The following is a 15,390-nucleotide window of genomic DNA, read 5'->3' as shown; positions in this document are numbered from 1 at the left end:
CCCATACCGGAACGGGCCCGTGACACCATGGAGTGCATGTCCACGCCTGTCGCATCCGAGCAGACGCAGGTCGATCCACAGGGAGTAGAGCTCGTCTCCGAGGACAAACCCTGGCGGACGGTCGTCTGGAACGATCCGGTGAACCTCATGTCGTACGTGACGTACGTGTTCCAGAAGCTGTTCGGTTACAGCCGGGACCACGCGACGAAGCTGATGCTCGACGTGCACCAGAAGGGCAAGGCGATCGTGTCCTCCGGTTCCAAGGAGAAGGTGGAGACCGACGTCGCGAAACTCCACGCCGCCGGTCTCTGGGCGACGATGGAGCAGCCTTCATGAACGGATGGCGCCGCAAGGGCGAGACCATCGTCGCGGGCTTCGAGCAGCAGGAGGCCGCCGTGCTGCGGGGCCTGGTCAGCCAGCTGGAGGACATGCTCACCGCGCGCGCCGAGGAGGCGCCGCAGGACGAGCTGGCCGAGCTGACCGGCATCCGGACGGGGCCGACCGAATCGCCGGACGATCCGGTGCTTTCGCGATTGCTGCCGGACTTCCACAAGCTGGACCCGGACAACCCGACCCGCGAGGACCTCGACTCGGCCGCCGCGATGCGGTCGATCCACGAGCCCGATCTGCTGGACAAGAAGGTCGGTGTCGCCAAGATCGTGCTGGACACCCTGCCGCGTGACGGCGGGAACGTACGGCTGACCTTCGAGCAGGCCGACGCCTGGCTGGGCGCGCTCAACGACGTCCGGCTGGCGCTGGGCACCGCGCTCGACGTCACCGACGACATGCCCGACGAGCTGCCGGAGGACGATCCGCGCGCGCCGCATCTCGGCGTCTACCACTGGCTGACCTGGGTGCAGGAGACCCTCATCCAGTCGCTGACGTCATGATCACCGACGTTCCGGGGGTACTGGTCGGGCAGTACGAGCGGGTCGGCGACGGCTGGGCGACCGGGACGACGGTCGTCCTCGTCCCCGGTGGCGCCGTCGGAGCCGTCGACCAGCGCGGAGGCGCGCCCGGAACACGCGAGACCACGTTGCTGGAGCCGGAGAACCTGGTCCAGCACGTCAACGCGATCTGCCTGTCCGGCGGGAGCGCGTACGGCCTGGCCGCGGCGGACGGCGTCATGCGCTGGCTCGCCGAGCGGAACCTGGGCATCCCGGTCGGGACCGAGCCGCACGAGGTGGTGCCGATCGTGCCCGCCGCGGTGCTGTTCGACCTGCCGCGCGGCGACTGGGGAAACCGTCCGGACGCCTCTTTCGGCTATGCGGCCTGTGAAGCGGCTGTCGCGGGTCCGGTCGGGCTCGGGACCATCGGTGCGGGCGCCGGGGCGAAGGCCGGCTCGCTCAAGGGCGGGATCGGGACCGCCTCGGAGAAGGTCGGGGAGTTCACCGTCGGTGTCGTCGCCGCGGTGAACGCCGCCGGCGAGGCCGTGGACCTCTCGACCGGCCGCGCGTTCGCGGCGGATCACGAGGTCGACGGCGAGTTCGGCGTCCACTGGCCCGACCGGCCCGGCGATGTCGAAGCGAAGGCTTCGGGGCTGAACACGACCATCGGCGTGGTCGCGGTCGACGCGGCGCTGTCCAAGGCGGAGGCGCGACGGCTCGCGGTGGCCGCGCAAGACGGTCTCGCCAGGGCCGTCCGCCCGGCCCACACGATGTTCGACGGCGACACGGTGTTCGCGTTGGCGACCGGTGACCGGGAGCTGCCCGGTGGCGCGGGGCCCGTCGCGGCGACCCGCCGCGCGATGGTGCTGGACACGCTCTGCTCGGCGGCCGCGCGGGTGTTCGGGCGGGCGATGGTGCACGGCGTGCTCACCGCCACCTCCGCCGGCGGTATGCGCGCGTACCGCGACGTCTGGCCCGAAGCGTTCTCCTGACCCCGCAATTCGTCACCTACTTGCGAGCCTTCCCGCGATCCTTGCGCGTGCAACGACCGCAAGCAGGTGACGAATTGCGGGCGGGCGTGGCGGCAATCTCAGAGTATGGACCGGCTCTGCCCAGCACCTAAGATGGGCGACGTGCTCCGGATCCGCCGTGAACTCGTCGACGAGATCGTCGCCCATGCCCGTCGTGACCATCCCGACGAGGCGTGCGGGGTGATCGCCGGTCCCGAGGGATCGGACCGCCCCGAGCGGTACATCCCGATGCTGAACGCGGCGCGCTCGCCCACGTTCTACGAATTCGACTCGGGCGATCTGCTCAAGCTCTACCGCGAGATGGACGCCAACGACGAGGTGCCGGTGGTCATCTACCACTCGCACACCGCGACCGACGCCTATCCGTCCCGCACCGATGTCTCGTACGCCTCGGAACCCGACGCGCACTACGTGCTCGTTTCCACCAAGGACCCCGACACGCATCAGTTCCGGTCGTACCGGATCGTGGACGGGGAGATCACCGAGGAGCCCGTCGAGATCATCGGCTGAACCCGGACCCCGGGAATACCCGGCCCGGACCGAACGTCTGCGTAGCAGAGAACCCACCGGAGGTAGAAAACCATGGCCGTGACCGTGTCCATCCCGACCATCCTGCGTACGCACACCGGCGGCGAGAAGTCCGTCGAGGCGACCGGCAAGACCGTGCTCGAGGTGATCGACGACATCGAGTCCCGCCACGGCGGCCTCAAGGCCCGCCTGGTCAAGGAAGAGAAGCTGCACCGCTTCGTCAACGTCTACGTCAACGACGAGGACGTCCGCTTCTCCGGCGGCCTCGAAGCCGAGGTCAAGGACGGCGACACCCTGACCATCCTGCCCGCCGTGGCCGGTGGCTGATCGATGGCTCGCTTCGAGTCGCTGCTCGACGCGCTCGGCGGCACCCCGTTGGTCGGTCTTCCCCGGCTTTCGCCCACTCACGACGTGCGGTTGTGGGCGAAGCTGGAGGACCGCAACCCGACCGGTTCGATCAAGGATCGCCCCGCACTGGCGATGATCGAGGCCGCCGAGCGTGAAGGCATCCTCCGGCGCGGCTCCACGATCCTGGAGCCGACCTCCGGCAACACCGGGATCTCCCTCGCCATGGCCGCGAAGCTCAAGGGCTACGGCCTGGTGTGCGTGATGCCGGAGAACACCTCCACCGAACGCAAGCAGCTGCTGCAGGCATACGGCGCGCGGATCGTGTTCTCCCCGGCCGCCGGCGGGTCCAACGAGGCCGTGCGCCGCGCGAAGGAACTGGCGGAGGCCAACCCGGAATGGGTCATGCTCTACCAGTACGGCAACCCGGCCAACGCCGACGCGCACTACCGCGGCACCGGGCCCGAACTGCTCAAGGACCTGCCGACGCTGACGCATTTCGTCGGCGGCCTCGGCACCACCGGCACCCTGGTCGGCGTCGGGCGCTACCTCCACGAGGCGAAGCCGGACGTGCAGATCATCGCGGCCGAACCGCGCTACGGCGAGCTGGTGTACGGCCTGCGGAACCTCGACGAGGGCTTCGTGCCCGAGCTCTACGACGCGAGCGTGCTCAACGGCCGGTTCTCCGTCGGCGCGTACGACGCGCTTCGCCGGACGCGCGAGTTGCTGGAGCACGAAGGCATCTTCGCGGGGATCTCGACCGGCGCCGTGCTGCACGCGGCGCTGGCCGTGGCGGAGAAGGCCGCCGCTTCGGGGAAGCCCGCCGACGTGGCCTTCGTGGTCGCGGACGCGGGGTGGAAGTACCTCTCGACGGGCGCGTACTCCGGCTCGCTCGACGAAGCGGCCGAAAGGCTCGACGGGCAGCTCTGGGCCTGATCCGTCTCGCCCGCCCGAGTACCTGAAGGCCCCCTTCCTTGCGCCAGGCGCGAAGAAGGGGACCTTCAGGTACTTCCGGAGGCACGTGCACGATGGCGGGCATGAAGGTCATCGGGTTGCTGGGCGGGATGAGCTGGAAATCGTCGGCCGAGTACTACCGGCTGGTCAACGAGCGCGTCCGCGAGCTGCGCGGTGGCTACCACTCCGCGCGCGCCGTGCTGTACTCCGTGGACTTCGCCGAAATAGAAGCGATGCAGGCCGAAGGCCGCTGGGACGACGCCGGACGGGAGCTGAACAAGGCCGCACGCGGCCTCGAAGCCGCCGGAGCCGACTTCGTCGTTCTCTGCACCAACACGATGCACAAGGTCGCCGACCGGCTCACCGACGGCCTGGGCATCCCGCTCCTGCACCTCGCGGACACCACGGCCGCCGCGATCAAGGCCCGCGACATCACCAGGGTCGGGCTGCTGGGCACCGGTTTCACCATGACCCAGCCGTTCTACCGCGAACGTCTCGCCGCGCACGGCCTCGACGTGCTCGTCCCGGACGAGAAGGACCGCGAGACGGTGCACCGGGTCATCTACGACGAACTCGTCCACGGCGTCGTCACCGGCGGCTCCCGCGAGCGGTACCGCGAGGTCATCGCGAGACTCGTCGAGGCGGGCGCGGAAGGCGTCCTCTACGGCTGCACCGAGATCGAACTGCTCGTCGGCCCCGGAGACAGCCCGGTGCCCACCTTCCCCACCACGAGGCTGCACGCCGAGGCGGCCGTGGATCACGCGCTGGGCGAGGCCTCACTCCCTCCCGCGGTGTGACGCTGGTGCTGGTCGACCGCCTGCCGCCACAGCCTGTCCTGTTCTTCACCGGTGAAACCGGCTCGGGGCACGCCGAAGACGTCCTCGATCGCCGTCCACCACTCGGCCGGTGAGTCCAGCACCGTCTTGCCGCCCGGCAGACCGCTCAAGGTCAGCGCGCGCAGCGCATCCACGCCCTCGGCGTCGCGTCGCTGCAGCACCAGCGTGCGGACGAAGCCGGAATCCGCGGACGTGGACAGCTCGACGTGCTTTTCGGCGAAGTCCGCCAGCACGGCCGCCTCCGGCGCGAAATCCATCCCGACGAAACTGCCCTGCGGATCGTGGTCGAACCGCCAGCCGCCGGGCGTGACGCCCGACGCCCGCATGCGGAACACCAGCGGCCCCTGCTTGTACTCGCCTTCACGCAACGGGATCGGCTCGTGGAGGCCGTCCCCGAGCCCCACGTCGACCAGCCAGCCTACCTCGGGGGTCTCCGGCAGGCCGGTCACCGTGAGCGCCAGGTGGTTGAGATGGATCCCGGCGCGATCACCCGCGAGCTGTGCCCCGCTCGGATGCCGGGTGACCTGGTAACCGAGCGCCCGCAGCAGCGCCGAGAACGCGCCGTTGAGGTGATAGCAGTAGCCGCCGCGACCGGCGGCGATCCGGCTGAACGACACCGCGGGATCCAGCGAGGTCACCCGGCCCAGCTGGACTTCGAAATCCTCGTACGGCACCCGCTCCACATGTGCCGTGTGGAGCCGGAAGAGCGCGCCGAGACCCGGCGGCTCCCGCTCGAGGCCGAGTCGCGCGAGGTAGGCGGGCACGTCGACGTGCTCGGAAGAAGAAGTCCCCATGTGCTCGACGGTAGCGGCCCCCACCGACAATTCAGGGTTCTCACGGAGGCGATTCCGCCGGTCGCCGCCGTAGCCTGGGGAGGTGACCCCTTTGTCTCCCCAGCCGGCCCCGGCGAGCGAGCCCGGTACGGATCCGGCCAAACGCGTCCTGCCGCCGAACCCGAGGGCCGCCGCGATCGCCACGCTGGCCTTCACCGCGCTGCTCTACCTGGTCGAGCTGGTCGACGTCGTGCTGCCCGCCGACCTGGACCAGAGCGGCGGCATCGTCGCCCGCGAAGTCTCCGATCTCGACGGCGTGATCTGGGCGCCGTTGCTGCACGCGGGCTGGGAGCATCTGTTCTCCAACACCGTCCCGGTGCTGGTGTTCGCCTTCCTCGCGATGTCCGCGGGCATCGGCCGATGGGTGCTGGTCACCGCGATCATCTGGGTGCTCTCCGGCGTCGGCGTCTGGCTGATCGCCCCGAGTGGCATGGTCACCGTGGGCGCCTCGGGCGTCGCGTTCGGCTGGCTCGCGTTCCTGCTGGTCCGGGGCATCTTCAATCGTGCTGTCGGGCAGATCCTGGTGGCCGTGGTGCTGCTGGGCATCTGGAGCGGAATGCTCTGGGGCCTGCTGCCGGGTGATCCGAACGTCTCCTGGCAGGGCCACCTGTTCGGCGCGCTGTCCGGGGTCTTCGCGGCCTGGGTGACGGCGCGGATGGACAGGTCCCCAGCCGGGAAAGCGACCGGTCCCGGTAGCCTCGCCGGGTGACCAAGCCGAGCGCCGACGCCCCGATCGGCGTCTTCGATTCCGGAGTGGGCGGGCTCACCGTCGCCAGGGCGATCCTGGAGCAGTTGCCCGGCGAGCAGTTGCGCTACGTCGGCGACACCGCCCGCAACCCGTACGGCCCGCTTCCCATCGCGACGGCACGCCAGTACGCGCTGGAAGCGCTGGACGACATCGTCGACGGCGGGGTGAAGGCACTGGTCATCGCCTGCAACACAGCGTCGGCCGCCTGCCTTCGCGACGCGAGGGAGCGCTATGACGTCCCGGTGATCGAGGTCGTCCTCCCGGCCGCGCGCCGGGCCGTTTCCGCCACGCGCTCCGGCCGCATCGGCGTGATCGGCACCGAGGGCACCGTCCGGTCCCGCGCCTACGACGACGCCTTCACCGCCGCGCGGGACGTCGAGATCACCAGCGTCGCGTGCCCGCGGTTCGTGGACTTCGTCGAACGCGGGATCACCACCGGGCGCCAGGTGCTGGGGCTCGCGCAGGGCTATCTGGAACCACTGCTGGACGCGCAGGTCGACACGCTGGTCATGGGCTGCACGCACTACCCGTTGCTGTCCGGGGTGCTGCAGATCGTCATGGGCCAGGACGTCACGCTGGTGTCCAGTGCCGAAGAGACCGCGCGTGACCTCGTGCGCCTCCTCACCGAAGCCGACCTCCTTGCCGAGCGCGACACCCCGCCGCGGCACGAGTTCGTCGCCACCGGATCCGCCGAGCCGTTCACGAGGCTCGCTCAGCGGTTCATGGGTTTCGCTCCGGGTGTGCTGGCTCCCACCAGCGCCTGAAAACGCCGATTCCGTGCTTAAGGTGTCACAGTGCGTCTCACGATCCTCGGCTGCTCCGGCAGCATTCCCGGGCCCGACGCCGCCGCGTCCGGCTACCTGCTCGAGGCGGACGGGTTCGTCCTGGGGCTCGAACTCGGCAATGGGACGCTCGCCAGGTTGCAGGCCCTGCGCGACCCGTTCGATCTGGACGCGCTGATCCTTTCGCACCTGCACCCCGATCACTGCGCCGACGTCAGCGCGCTCACCGTGCTCCGGCGCTACCATCCCGAGCTGCCGTATCCGGCGAGGCCGCGGCGGCTGCCGGTGTACGGGCCCTCGGACGTGCACGAGCGGCTCGCCCACGCCTACGCGGCGAACGAGGCGGAACGAGCGACGACCGATCTCTCCGACGTCTTCGCCTTCGACGTCCTGCGGGAAGGCCCCCTGGTGATCGGTCCGTTCGAGGTCACCGCGGTCCCGGTCGACCACCCGACCCCGGCGTTCGGCCTGCGCGTATCGCACGGCGGCAAGACCTTCGCCTACACCGGCGACACCGGCGTCTGCGACATTCTGACCGAACTCGCCGGCGGCGTCGACGTCCTGTTGTCCGAAGCGTCTTGGACCGACTCGCCAGACCGGCCCCCCGGCGTCCACCTGTCCGGCAAGGAAGCGGGGGAGCTGGGCCGCAAGGCGGGGGTGGGGCGGCTGCTGCTCACCCACGTGGCGCCCTGGACCGACCGCGACGCCGTCCTCGCCGAGGCGGCCGTCGCGTTCCCGGCGGCCGAGCTGGTCGAGCAGGGCGCCGTCTACGACTTCTGACCCGGGGTTCTAGAGTGGCGGCCGTGGCGAGAAAAGACGGCAGGAACGACGACCAGCTTCGCGACATCAAGATCACCCGCGGCTTCCAGCGGTGGCCCGCGGGCTCGGTGATGATCGAGTTCGGCGACACCCGGGTGCTGTGCGCGGCGAGTGTCACCGAAGGCGTCCCCCGCTGGCGGGCAGGCTCCGGCCTCGGCTGGGTCACCGCCGAGTACGCGATGCTGCCGTCGGCGACCAACACCCGCAGTGATCGGGAATCCATCAAGGGCCGCGTCGGCGGCCGCACGCACGAGATCTCCCGGCTGATCGGCCGGTCCCTGCGGGCCTGCATCGACCTGGCGGCGCTGGGGGAGAACACGATCGTCATCGACTGTGACGTCATCCAGGCCGACGGCGGCACCCGCACGGCCGCGGTGACCGGTGGCTACGTCGCGCTCGCCGACGCCGTCACCTGGCTCGCCGCCGCGGGCCGCCTCGCCGACCCGCAGCCCCTTTCGGCTTCGGTCGCGGCGGTGAGCGTGGGCGTGGTCGACGGCCGTGTGCGCCTCGACCTGCCGTACGAAGAGGACTCGCGCGCGGAGGTCGACATGAACGTGGTCGCCACCGACGCGGGCACCATGATCGAGGTGCAGGGCACCGGTGAGGGCGCCACCTTCGCGCGATCCACTTTGGACAGGATGCTGGACATGGCGCTCGCGGGCTGCGAGGAACTGACCCGCCTCCAGACCGAAGCCCTCGCGTTGCCGTATCCCGGCGAGCTTCCCGAGCCGCGCCCGGACAAGAAGAAGGGCGCGAAGTGACCAAGCTGCTGCTGGCCACCCGCAACGCGAAGAAGCTCGGCGAACTTCGGCGCATCCTGGTGGCGGAGGGGATCGAGGGCATCGAGGTCATCGGGCTCGCCGACGTCCCCGAGTTCCCCGAAGCGCCCGAAACCGCTCCGGACTTCGAAGGCAACGCGCTCGCGAAGGCCAAGGACGCGGTCGCGGCGACCGGTCTCCCGGCCATCGCCGACGACTCCGGCATCTCCGTCGACGCGCTCAACGGCATGCCGGGTGTGCTTTCGGCCCGCTGGTCGGGCAAGCACGGCGACGACGAGGCGAACCTGGACCTCGTGCTGGCGCAGTTGTCCGACATGCCCGACGAGCGGATGGGCGCCGCCTTCGTCTGCGCGGCCGCGCTGGTCGTCCCCGGTGGTGACGAGACCGTGGTGCGCGGGGAATGGCGCGGCTCGCTGATCAGGGAACGCCGTGGCGCCAACGGATTCGGCTACGACCCGATCTTCGTGCCGGAAGGTGGGACGCGGACTTCGGCGGAGCTGGAACCGTCCGAAAAGGATGAAGCCTCGCACCGGGGGAAGGCGCTGCGGGCGTTGGTGGGAGAGCTGCGGAAGCTGGCTGGTTGAGTGTCGTGAACGGCGTTTCGGGTTTTAGCTGAACGTGTCTTATGTACCTACTGTGGATCACATGGGATTCAGTCATCAGGTTGGTGCAGGTCAGGGTGGGCGTCAGCCGGTGTTGGACTCGTATGCGCGACTGTCGCGGAATCAGGCGGGGAAGCCGGAGAAGCGCGAGACCCAGCACGCCGGCAACCGGGATGTGATCGACCGGTTGAGCGGTGTGCTGGGTAAGGAGATCTCGGACCCGAAGCTGTCCGCGTGGAATCCGAAGGTGCACCGTCCGGGCTGGGAACGGATCATGAAACAGGTCGCGGCGCGGGCCTCCTGAAAAACTCCTTCACGTTCCGGCGGTGTGGATGCCCTGTCACTCCCTTTCTCGTCAAAAAGCCTTTTCTGACAGCGTTTTTGGACACTGAACACGATAAGGCCACCCGAAAGCACCAGTGCCCAGCACGGGTGCGCACGTCCTCGCGTGGGCGATGATCGATCCCGCAGGCGCGGTGCCGTAGTCCGTCTTCGACGGGTGGGGCGCCTTGGTGGGCATCTGCCGACACTCCCCGACTCCGGGAAAGCGAGGGCTTTTTCCCATCGGGTGATCGAACTGTCAAGACCGCAAGCGGTGGACGAAGAGGGTATGGGTGGGCACCGACGAACTAGCCGCCAACGTGCACGCCGCGCTGGCGAAACTTCCGGATGGGCACCTGACCGATGCCGCCAGCCTGGCCGACGAAGCCCGGCAAGCCCTGGTCAGCACCGGTTCCAGGCAGCCCGAGATCCAGCAGGCCGCCAGCATCTACGGACAAGTATCCGAGAGCATCGGCGCGGTCCGGGCCATAATCGAACGGGCAGGCGGCCTGCTCGGCGGCTACCTGTCCACGCTAGGCGTCCCGTACACGCCCGCAGCAGGCCCCCGGACGGCCGCCGGCGGCGCAACGGCCAACCCGCCGACACCCACCCCCGTACCGTCCACCCCGGACGGGCAGCGCCTCACGCGTGAGCAGGCCGAAGCGCTCCAAGCCGAGATGCCCCCGCCGGTCGTCAGCAACACAGGCACCAAGACACACGGCCGATGGATCGACGAACACGGCATAGCACACCCCATCATCAGCGGGCGCGACGCTGACGCCGACACCGCCGCCCGCCTGCTCCGCGACCACGGCATCCCCCCAGACGGCCGGGGCGAACTCGCCACCACCGCCGACATAGAGCAGAAACTAGCCGCCCGCATGGTCAGCGAAGGACGCAAACACCTGGACGTGACACTGAACAATCGCCCCTGCAAAGGCCCCTATGGCTGCGACACCCTCGTGCCCATTATCCTGCCCGAAGGCTACACAATGACCGTCCACGCACCGAAATACCGCAAAACATTCACCGGAGGAGCAACACCGTGGTCACGCTAGAAGTCTGGTACAACCAAGAACCAGACAACGACTACGCCGAAGGCGACCCCGCCATCATCATCAACACGCCCGAAGAACTCGACGCACTCATTACCCAAGTCCAGAGCGACACCAAAGGACTCCTCGTTCCTTCGATGATCAATTGCGCAATAGCAGGCGACCCTAAACAAGGCGTCTTTGACATGGGAATCGGGCAAGAAAAGGGATTCCTCATGTTCATGACTCCGCGTGCCGCACAAACACAAGGCGATGGCCCAGTCGACGAATACGTTGTCTACGACTACATGGGGCACGTACGCGAAATCCCGGCCAGCTGCGAAATTCCAATGGAGAAGTTGCGGCCACTGGCGCGAAAGTACCTGCTTGGCGGAAACTTGCCGGAAGAACTGGTCTGACTCGACCCGAAGAGTGGCGCTCGTTGTTGAGCGGATGGACATATGAGAGATGGACGGGAGAGTCCGGGAAGGGCTTTACGGTGCCAATCTTTTCCCGGCCCCAGCTTTCGTATGCCGAAATTGCAGCCGCGTTGTCGCCCTTGACTAAAAGTGTTGCGCGTTCCTCCTTGCGATTCTTCGGCAGTTCATCAGGTAAAACTTAACCATTTCTTTGCCGAGCAGGCGTTACCATAATTTGCGTAAGGGCAAAAGTTCGCTTACTGCCTTCCTTTGGGCAGCGTGCATCCCGGCGCGTAGCCGACAAGTTCTGAATTGATGCTGCCAGTGATTAAAGAAAACCCTGGCCATTTCGCGTATCCTTCAATTCGTTCCCAGAAACGACCCTGCTTATGGAAGACGTCGTCCAAGAGGTCGCGATAGGCCGTCTCATGCACGCTAAGTAGTTGTTCGCGCAAGTCGCCTAATGTGCGTGGCCGAATTCTTGAGTGATTTTTTAGGCAATGGACGAACCCTTCGAGCGTCGGCACAGTACTACTGCACTGATTCATAGTGCGTACCTTTCTTTGCCTGTCGCCTCTATGTATCGGTCAATCAAGAGGGATACTTCGGGAACTGATCACTGTTCCGGCGGTTGTCAGTGCGTGTGGGTTCCGCCGCTGCTGTCGGTACCGGAACCACGCAAAGCGACGGCGCCCGTCTCCTGCGACGCGTAGGGGCAAGTGACGCGAGTCTGGCCCTCATGAGACCCTGTCGCGTCCGGGCACGTGCGCGGCGGAGGCCCGGGGGCGTATGGTCCTGACCACAACAACCCGCCCCGATGCCTGCGACAACCATGGAGCAGACCCAGTCGTACAGTGAAACCGCTGGTCACGAGTAGGTAACTTAAATAGGGTCAGCTCTGACCCGAAACGCCACTCACGACCACCTGTACCGAGCCGGCGGTAGGTACCTAAGACACGGCGAGGTCCCGGAGGAGCTTCGCGACGTGGCCGGTGGCGCGCACGTTGTACTGCGCCACGGCGATCTTGCCCTCGGGGTCGACGACGAACGTCGAGCGGATCACGCCTTCGTAGACCTTGCCGTAGTTCTTTTTCTCGCCGAAGGCGCTGTAGGCCTTCAGGACGGTCTTCTCCGTGTCGGAGAGCAGCGGGAAGGTCAGCCCTTCCGCTTCGACGAACTTCGCGAGCTTCGCGGGCTTGTCCGGGGAGATGCCGAGCACCCGGTAACCGGCGTCGTCGAGCTGCGAGAGGCTGTCCCGGAAGTCGCACGCCTGCTTCGTGCAGCCCGGCGTGCCGGCGCTCGGGTAGAAGTACACGACGACCGATTCGCCGCGGAAGTCGCTGAGCTTGACGTCGTTGCCCTCGCTGTCGGGGAGGGTGAAGTCGGGCGCTTTGTCGCCGGGGGAGAGTCGCTGCTCGGTCATGACGCACACGGTAGCGAATCGGCGGCGTCAGACCTTCCCGCAGTACTTCGCGGCGACGGGCTCCGAAGGGCTCGGCCGCACCTGGAGGCGCAACCGCACCGGCTTGTCCGGAACGGCGAACGCCAGATCCAGCCGGACGGACCGGCCGGGCGCCACGTCCTTGCCGGCGTCGGCGATACCGTTGTAGCCCTGCACCGGGTCGACGACCTGTTTGACCGCCGCGGTCTCCCCGTCGATTTCCCCGGCCACGGACAGGCCGGAGAGCCGGTACGTGCCGTCGCCCGCGTTCGTCACCTCGAGACCGAAGGCCACCGCGCGCGGGCTCTGCGGGTACGCCGACGCGCTGGGACGGAACGACTTCGGTGCGGACACGGAGATCGTGACCCCGGTCGCGAACCGGTGCGGGGCGCCGAAGGCGAGATCACCTTCCGCGCGCGTGGCGGCCAGGCCCTGCGCCGGGGCGTCCGCGCCGAGCACGGCGGCCCCCTTTTCCGGTGCCGGAACCCCGCAGGCGGCCACCAGCATCAGGGAGCAGGCGGCGATCAAGAACTTCGGGGTGCGCGGGGGCGCCATGTGCGATTACTCCAGTCGGCGGTGCGGTGGGCCGTTCGAGGTAGGTATTAGTGCCGCAGAGTCCAGAGTGACGGTCTTCGGCAGCCGAGAGGAGCGATACGGCCGGGTTGACGCGCACCTGGTGTACAGCCGTGGCCGATCCGTGATCGGAACGGTACGGCTGGTGACAGTTGTCACCTCGATGGCACACCGGAGACGATCAGACCGCGAAGGCGAAGAACAGGATGAAGATCGCCAGACCGAACACCCAGGCCACGATCAACCAGCCGAAGTCGCGCATCGGATCGACCGCTCGGCTCTCCTCGCCGGGGACGTAGACGCCGCGCTCTTCGAACCAGTCCACCCATCGGGTCATCCAGCGAAAGGAGGTTCGAGACGCCATGTCGTCACAGTACGGGTACGGGTGACCCGTGCCGGACAAGGAGGGGCTGCCCAAAAGGGCGAATCGGACGTACCCGGTTGTCGCCCACTAGGCCCTTTTGTCCTACCCGCTTCCCTCGTCAGGCTGTAACGATGGCGCTGGGAATAGATGTCTACAGTCGCTTTCAGTCCGTCACCGATTGGCAGGCCGTCAAGAATCACGGCGTCACGTTCGTTTTCGTCAAGCTCACCGACGGCGGTGGACTGCCGAACGGCGGCCGCAACACCGGCGACGCCTTGGTGGCCGGGGCCAGGTCCGTGGGAATCCCGGTGGGCGGCTACCACTTCGCCCAGGCGAGCCCCTCCCCGGAAGCGCAGGCCGACGTGTTCGTCGCGGAGGTCCGGCGGCTCGGGGCGACCGGATGCGTCCCGATGCTCGACCTGGAAGACAATCCGCCGGGTTCGGAGGCGCCGAACATCCCCGACGCGCACAAGCGCGACTTCTCGATCAGGTTCTGCGGCCGCGTGGCGGGACACGGCTTCCGGCCGGGCATCTACCTGAACAACTCGCTCGCCAAGATGCTGCGCCCGGATCGCTTCGGCGTGCCGGACCTGGCCATCTGGATCGCGCGCTACGGCGCCAAACCCGATGCCGCCGCGGGCCGCTACGACGTGCACCAGTACTCGGACGCCGGCCAGGTCCCCGGCATCCGCGCGAGCAGTGTCGACCTCAACGAGTCCTACACGAACGCCCACTTGACCGGCGGCGGCGCCGCCCCGAAACGGAAGGCGACGACAGAACTCATGGAACGCAAGACCATTCCGGCCAGCCCGTCCGTCACGTCCGTGCGGCTGCTGCTCTCCGGGAGCGAGACGGCCGCGATCATCGTCCGCCCGCGTGTCGGCAAGGACGGCGTCACCGAAGCGCCCGTATGGCAGGGCAACATCTACGCCTGGGGCAGCGACAAGGCCGGTGTCGGCGGGAATCCCCTGCAGAAGCCGGGATTCAACCCCAAGACGGTTTCGCACCGGCGGTACCACCTGCCGGGCGCGGTGTGGGCCGACTTCGAGTACAGCTCGAACAAGGATTTCGAGATCGACATCGTCGGCTGAGCCTTCGAGGAGTGGTCTTCGGGAGCGCCGCGCCTGCCGGACACTCACCGATCAGCGCTCATCGCCTCCCGATCCGACACCGGGAGCCATTGCCGCTCCGGATCGAAGGGCCGGTAACCGGAGCGGACGTGCTCGATCAGCAGCGGCAGCGTGGGATGCCGGTTCTCGTGCCGCCACAGCAACGAGAACGGATACACCGGCGTCGGATCCACGAGCGGGATCTGGACGACGTCCGGATGCCAGGGCACGTGCATTTTCGCGCCGACGAAACCCAGCCGGTCCTTCGACGTGCCGAGGACCTCGATGTGGTGTTCGAGCCCGAAGTTCGGGCCGTCGGTGTCGATCAGGACACCGAACTCGGGGCACAGTTCCCGCCAGAACTCCGCCCATTCGCTGGCCCGCGCCGTGTAGGGCATCCACGCCGTCATGCCGTCGAGTTCCGCCATCGCGACCCGCCGCCGCCGCGCGAGCGGATGCCGCCGTCCGACCAGGAGGTTCGCCGGCTCCAGGTAGGCGGGTGTGCGGGCGATGCCCGGCTCCGGCGCGGAGCCCGCGCGGGCGAAGGCGGCATCGACCGATTCGGGCAGCACCGATCGGCGCACCGCACCCAGCCCGGGCGTGACGAGTTCCAGTTCGTCGTCGTGCTCGGCGTGGAAGGCCCGGATCACCTCCATGGTCGCCAGTCGTGTGCCGAGGACGTCGACGCGCAGGGGACGGCGCCTGCCGTGAAGCCGCTCGACGGCCTGGTCCGCCAGGGTGATCAGCGCACGAGCGTGAGCGAGGAACTTCTCGCCGTCTTCGGTCGGCTCGGCACCGCCGCGGGTCCGCGACAGCAGACGCACGCCCAGATCGGCTTCGAGCTTCGCGACGCGTTTGGAGATCGCCTGCTGGCTCACCTCCAGCCGGATCGCCGCCTCGCCGAAGTATCGGTCCTCGGCCACCGCGACGAACGCGCGCACCGCGCCCAGGTCCAGCTCCACTGTCTCCTCCTACAACTTCCGGT

General features: G+C 68.0%; 21 protein-coding genes. 16 read left to right on the top strand and 5 right to left on the bottom strand.

Annotated features, from left to right (window positions below):
- The first annotated feature begins 36 nt into the window (after window positions 1-36).
- The 7 genes from clpS (at window position 37) to P3102_RS29670 (ending at window position 4,542) form a co-directional block, all read left to right on the top strand.
- A complete protein-coding gene (clpS, locus tag P3102_RS29700; protein ID WP_276363601.1) occupies window positions 37-336 on the top strand; it encodes an ATP-dependent Clp protease adapter ClpS in 300 nt (99 codons plus the stop codon).
- Window positions 333-890, top strand: coding sequence for a DUF2017 domain-containing protein (locus tag P3102_RS29695; RefSeq protein ID WP_276363599.1), 558 nt, complete (start codon window positions 333-335; stop codon window positions 888-890). Before clpS ends, P3102_RS29695 begins: the two co-directional genes overlap by 4 nt.
- Entirely contained in the window at window positions 887-1,879 is a 993-nt protein-coding gene (locus P3102_RS29690) for a P1 family peptidase (RefSeq protein WP_276363598.1), read from the top strand. The genes P3102_RS29695 and P3102_RS29690 overlap by 4 nt, the downstream gene beginning before the upstream one ends.
- A gap of 141 nt (window positions 1,880-2,020) precedes the next feature.
- Window positions 2,021-2,428: a M67 family metallopeptidase gene (locus tag P3102_RS29685; RefSeq protein ID WP_276363596.1), complete on the top strand. Its 408-nt coding sequence runs from the start codon at window positions 2,021-2,023 to the stop codon at window positions 2,426-2,428.
- Window positions 2,429-2,500: 72 nt separating this feature from the next.
- Window positions 2,501-2,773 carry a MoaD/ThiS family protein gene (locus P3102_RS29680; protein WP_005165659.1) on the top strand — a complete coding sequence of 91 codons (273 nt, stop codon included), beginning with the start codon at window positions 2,501-2,503 and terminating at the stop codon, window positions 2,771-2,773.
- Window positions 2,774-2,776: 3 nt separating this feature from the next.
- Complete coding sequence (locus tag P3102_RS29675) at window positions 2,777-3,727, top strand: cysteine synthase (RefSeq protein ID WP_276363591.1); 951 nt, start codon at window positions 2,777-2,779, stop codon at window positions 3,725-3,727.
- Between the two features lie 101 nt (window positions 3,728-3,828).
- On the top strand, window positions 3,829-4,542 hold the full coding sequence (locus tag P3102_RS29670; protein ID WP_276363590.1) for an aspartate/glutamate racemase family protein: 714 nt from the start codon (window positions 3,829-3,831) through the stop codon (window positions 4,540-4,542).
- Here the strand turns inward: P3102_RS29670 and P3102_RS29665 are convergent.
- Window positions 4,503-5,375 (bottom strand): arylamine N-acetyltransferase, encoded by an 873-nt coding sequence (locus P3102_RS29665; RefSeq protein WP_276363588.1) that lies wholly within the window; start codon window positions 5,373-5,375, stop codon window positions 4,503-4,505. The genes P3102_RS29670 and P3102_RS29665 overlap by 40 nt on opposite strands.
- Before the next feature lie 91 nt (window positions 5,376-5,466).
- Between P3102_RS29665 and P3102_RS29660 the strand changes: the two genes are divergently transcribed.
- From P3102_RS29660 to P3102_RS29625, 8 genes are all read left to right on the top strand, one after another.
- Window positions 5,467-6,123 (top strand): rhomboid family intramembrane serine protease, encoded by a 657-nt coding sequence (locus P3102_RS29660; RefSeq protein WP_276371411.1) that lies wholly within the window; start codon window positions 5,467-5,469, stop codon window positions 6,121-6,123.
- A complete protein-coding gene (murI, locus tag P3102_RS29655) occupies window positions 6,120-6,926 on the top strand; it encodes a glutamate racemase (protein ID WP_276363587.1) in 807 nt (268 codons plus the stop codon). The genes P3102_RS29660 and murI overlap by 4 nt, the downstream gene beginning before the upstream one ends.
- A gap of 30 nt (window positions 6,927-6,956) precedes the next feature.
- Window positions 6,957-7,724 carry an MBL fold metallo-hydrolase gene (locus tag P3102_RS29650; RefSeq protein WP_276363585.1) on the top strand — a complete coding sequence of 256 codons (768 nt, stop codon included), beginning with the start codon at window positions 6,957-6,959 and terminating at the stop codon, window positions 7,722-7,724.
- 23 nt (window positions 7,725-7,747) lie between these two features.
- Complete coding sequence (rph, locus tag P3102_RS29645) at window positions 7,748-8,524, top strand: ribonuclease PH (RefSeq protein WP_276363583.1); 777 nt, start codon at window positions 7,748-7,750, stop codon at window positions 8,522-8,524.
- Window positions 8,521-9,126, top strand: a complete 606-nt coding sequence (gene rdgB / locus P3102_RS29640; RefSeq protein ID WP_276363582.1) for an RdgB/HAM1 family non-canonical purine NTP pyrophosphatase — start codon at window positions 8,521-8,523, stop codon at window positions 9,124-9,126. Before rph ends, rdgB begins: the two co-directional genes overlap by 4 nt.
- 109 nt (window positions 9,127-9,235) lie before the next feature.
- Window positions 9,236-9,448, top strand: coding sequence for a hypothetical protein (locus P3102_RS29635; protein ID WP_276363580.1), 213 nt, complete (start codon window positions 9,236-9,238; stop codon window positions 9,446-9,448).
- A gap of 310 nt (window positions 9,449-9,758) precedes the next feature.
- A complete protein-coding gene (locus tag P3102_RS29630; protein WP_276363579.1) occupies window positions 9,759-10,523 on the top strand; it encodes a DddA-like double-stranded DNA deaminase toxin in 765 nt (254 codons plus the stop codon).
- Window positions 10,511-10,918 carry an Imm1 family immunity protein gene (locus tag P3102_RS29625; protein WP_276363577.1) on the top strand — a complete coding sequence of 136 codons (408 nt, stop codon included), beginning with the start codon at window positions 10,511-10,513 and terminating at the stop codon, window positions 10,916-10,918. Before P3102_RS29630 ends, P3102_RS29625 begins: the two co-directional genes overlap by 13 nt.
- A 949-nt stretch (window positions 10,919-11,867) precedes the next feature.
- Here the strand turns inward: P3102_RS29625 and bcp are convergent.
- The 3 genes from bcp to P3102_RS29610 form a co-directional block, all read right to left on the bottom strand.
- Window positions 11,868-12,341 carry a thioredoxin-dependent thiol peroxidase gene (gene bcp, locus P3102_RS29620; RefSeq protein WP_276363576.1) on the bottom strand — a complete coding sequence of 158 codons (474 nt, stop codon included), beginning with the start codon at window positions 12,339-12,341 and terminating at the stop codon, window positions 11,868-11,870.
- Between the two features lie 27 nt (window positions 12,342-12,368).
- Window positions 12,369-12,914, bottom strand: a complete 546-nt coding sequence (locus P3102_RS29615) for a hypothetical protein (protein WP_276363574.1) — start codon at window positions 12,912-12,914, stop codon at window positions 12,369-12,371.
- 199 nt (window positions 12,915-13,113) lie between these two features.
- A complete protein-coding gene (locus P3102_RS29610) occupies window positions 13,114-13,296 on the bottom strand; it encodes a hypothetical protein (RefSeq protein ID WP_276363573.1) in 183 nt (60 codons plus the stop codon).
- Between the two features lie 131 nt (window positions 13,297-13,427).
- On the opposite strand from P3102_RS29610, the gene P3102_RS29605 reads away from it, so the two are divergent.
- Window positions 13,428-14,387 carry a glycoside hydrolase family 25 protein gene (locus P3102_RS29605; RefSeq protein ID WP_276363571.1) on the top strand — a complete coding sequence of 320 codons (960 nt, stop codon included), beginning with the start codon at window positions 13,428-13,430 and terminating at the stop codon, window positions 14,385-14,387.
- Between the two features lie 44 nt (window positions 14,388-14,431).
- Here the strand turns inward: P3102_RS29605 and P3102_RS29600 are convergent, their stop codons facing one another.
- Window positions 14,432-15,367 (bottom strand): LysR family transcriptional regulator, encoded by a 936-nt coding sequence (locus tag P3102_RS29600; protein ID WP_276363570.1) that lies wholly within the window; start codon window positions 15,365-15,367, stop codon window positions 14,432-14,434.
- Window positions 15,368-15,390 lie beyond the last annotated feature (23 nt).

Source organism: Amycolatopsis sp. QT-25, from assembly GCF_029369745.1.
Lineage (GTDB): Bacteria > Actinomycetota > Actinomycetes > Mycobacteriales > Pseudonocardiaceae > Amycolatopsis.
Note: the sequence above shows the minus strand (reverse complement) of the source record. Positions and strands in the feature narration are given on the sequence as shown.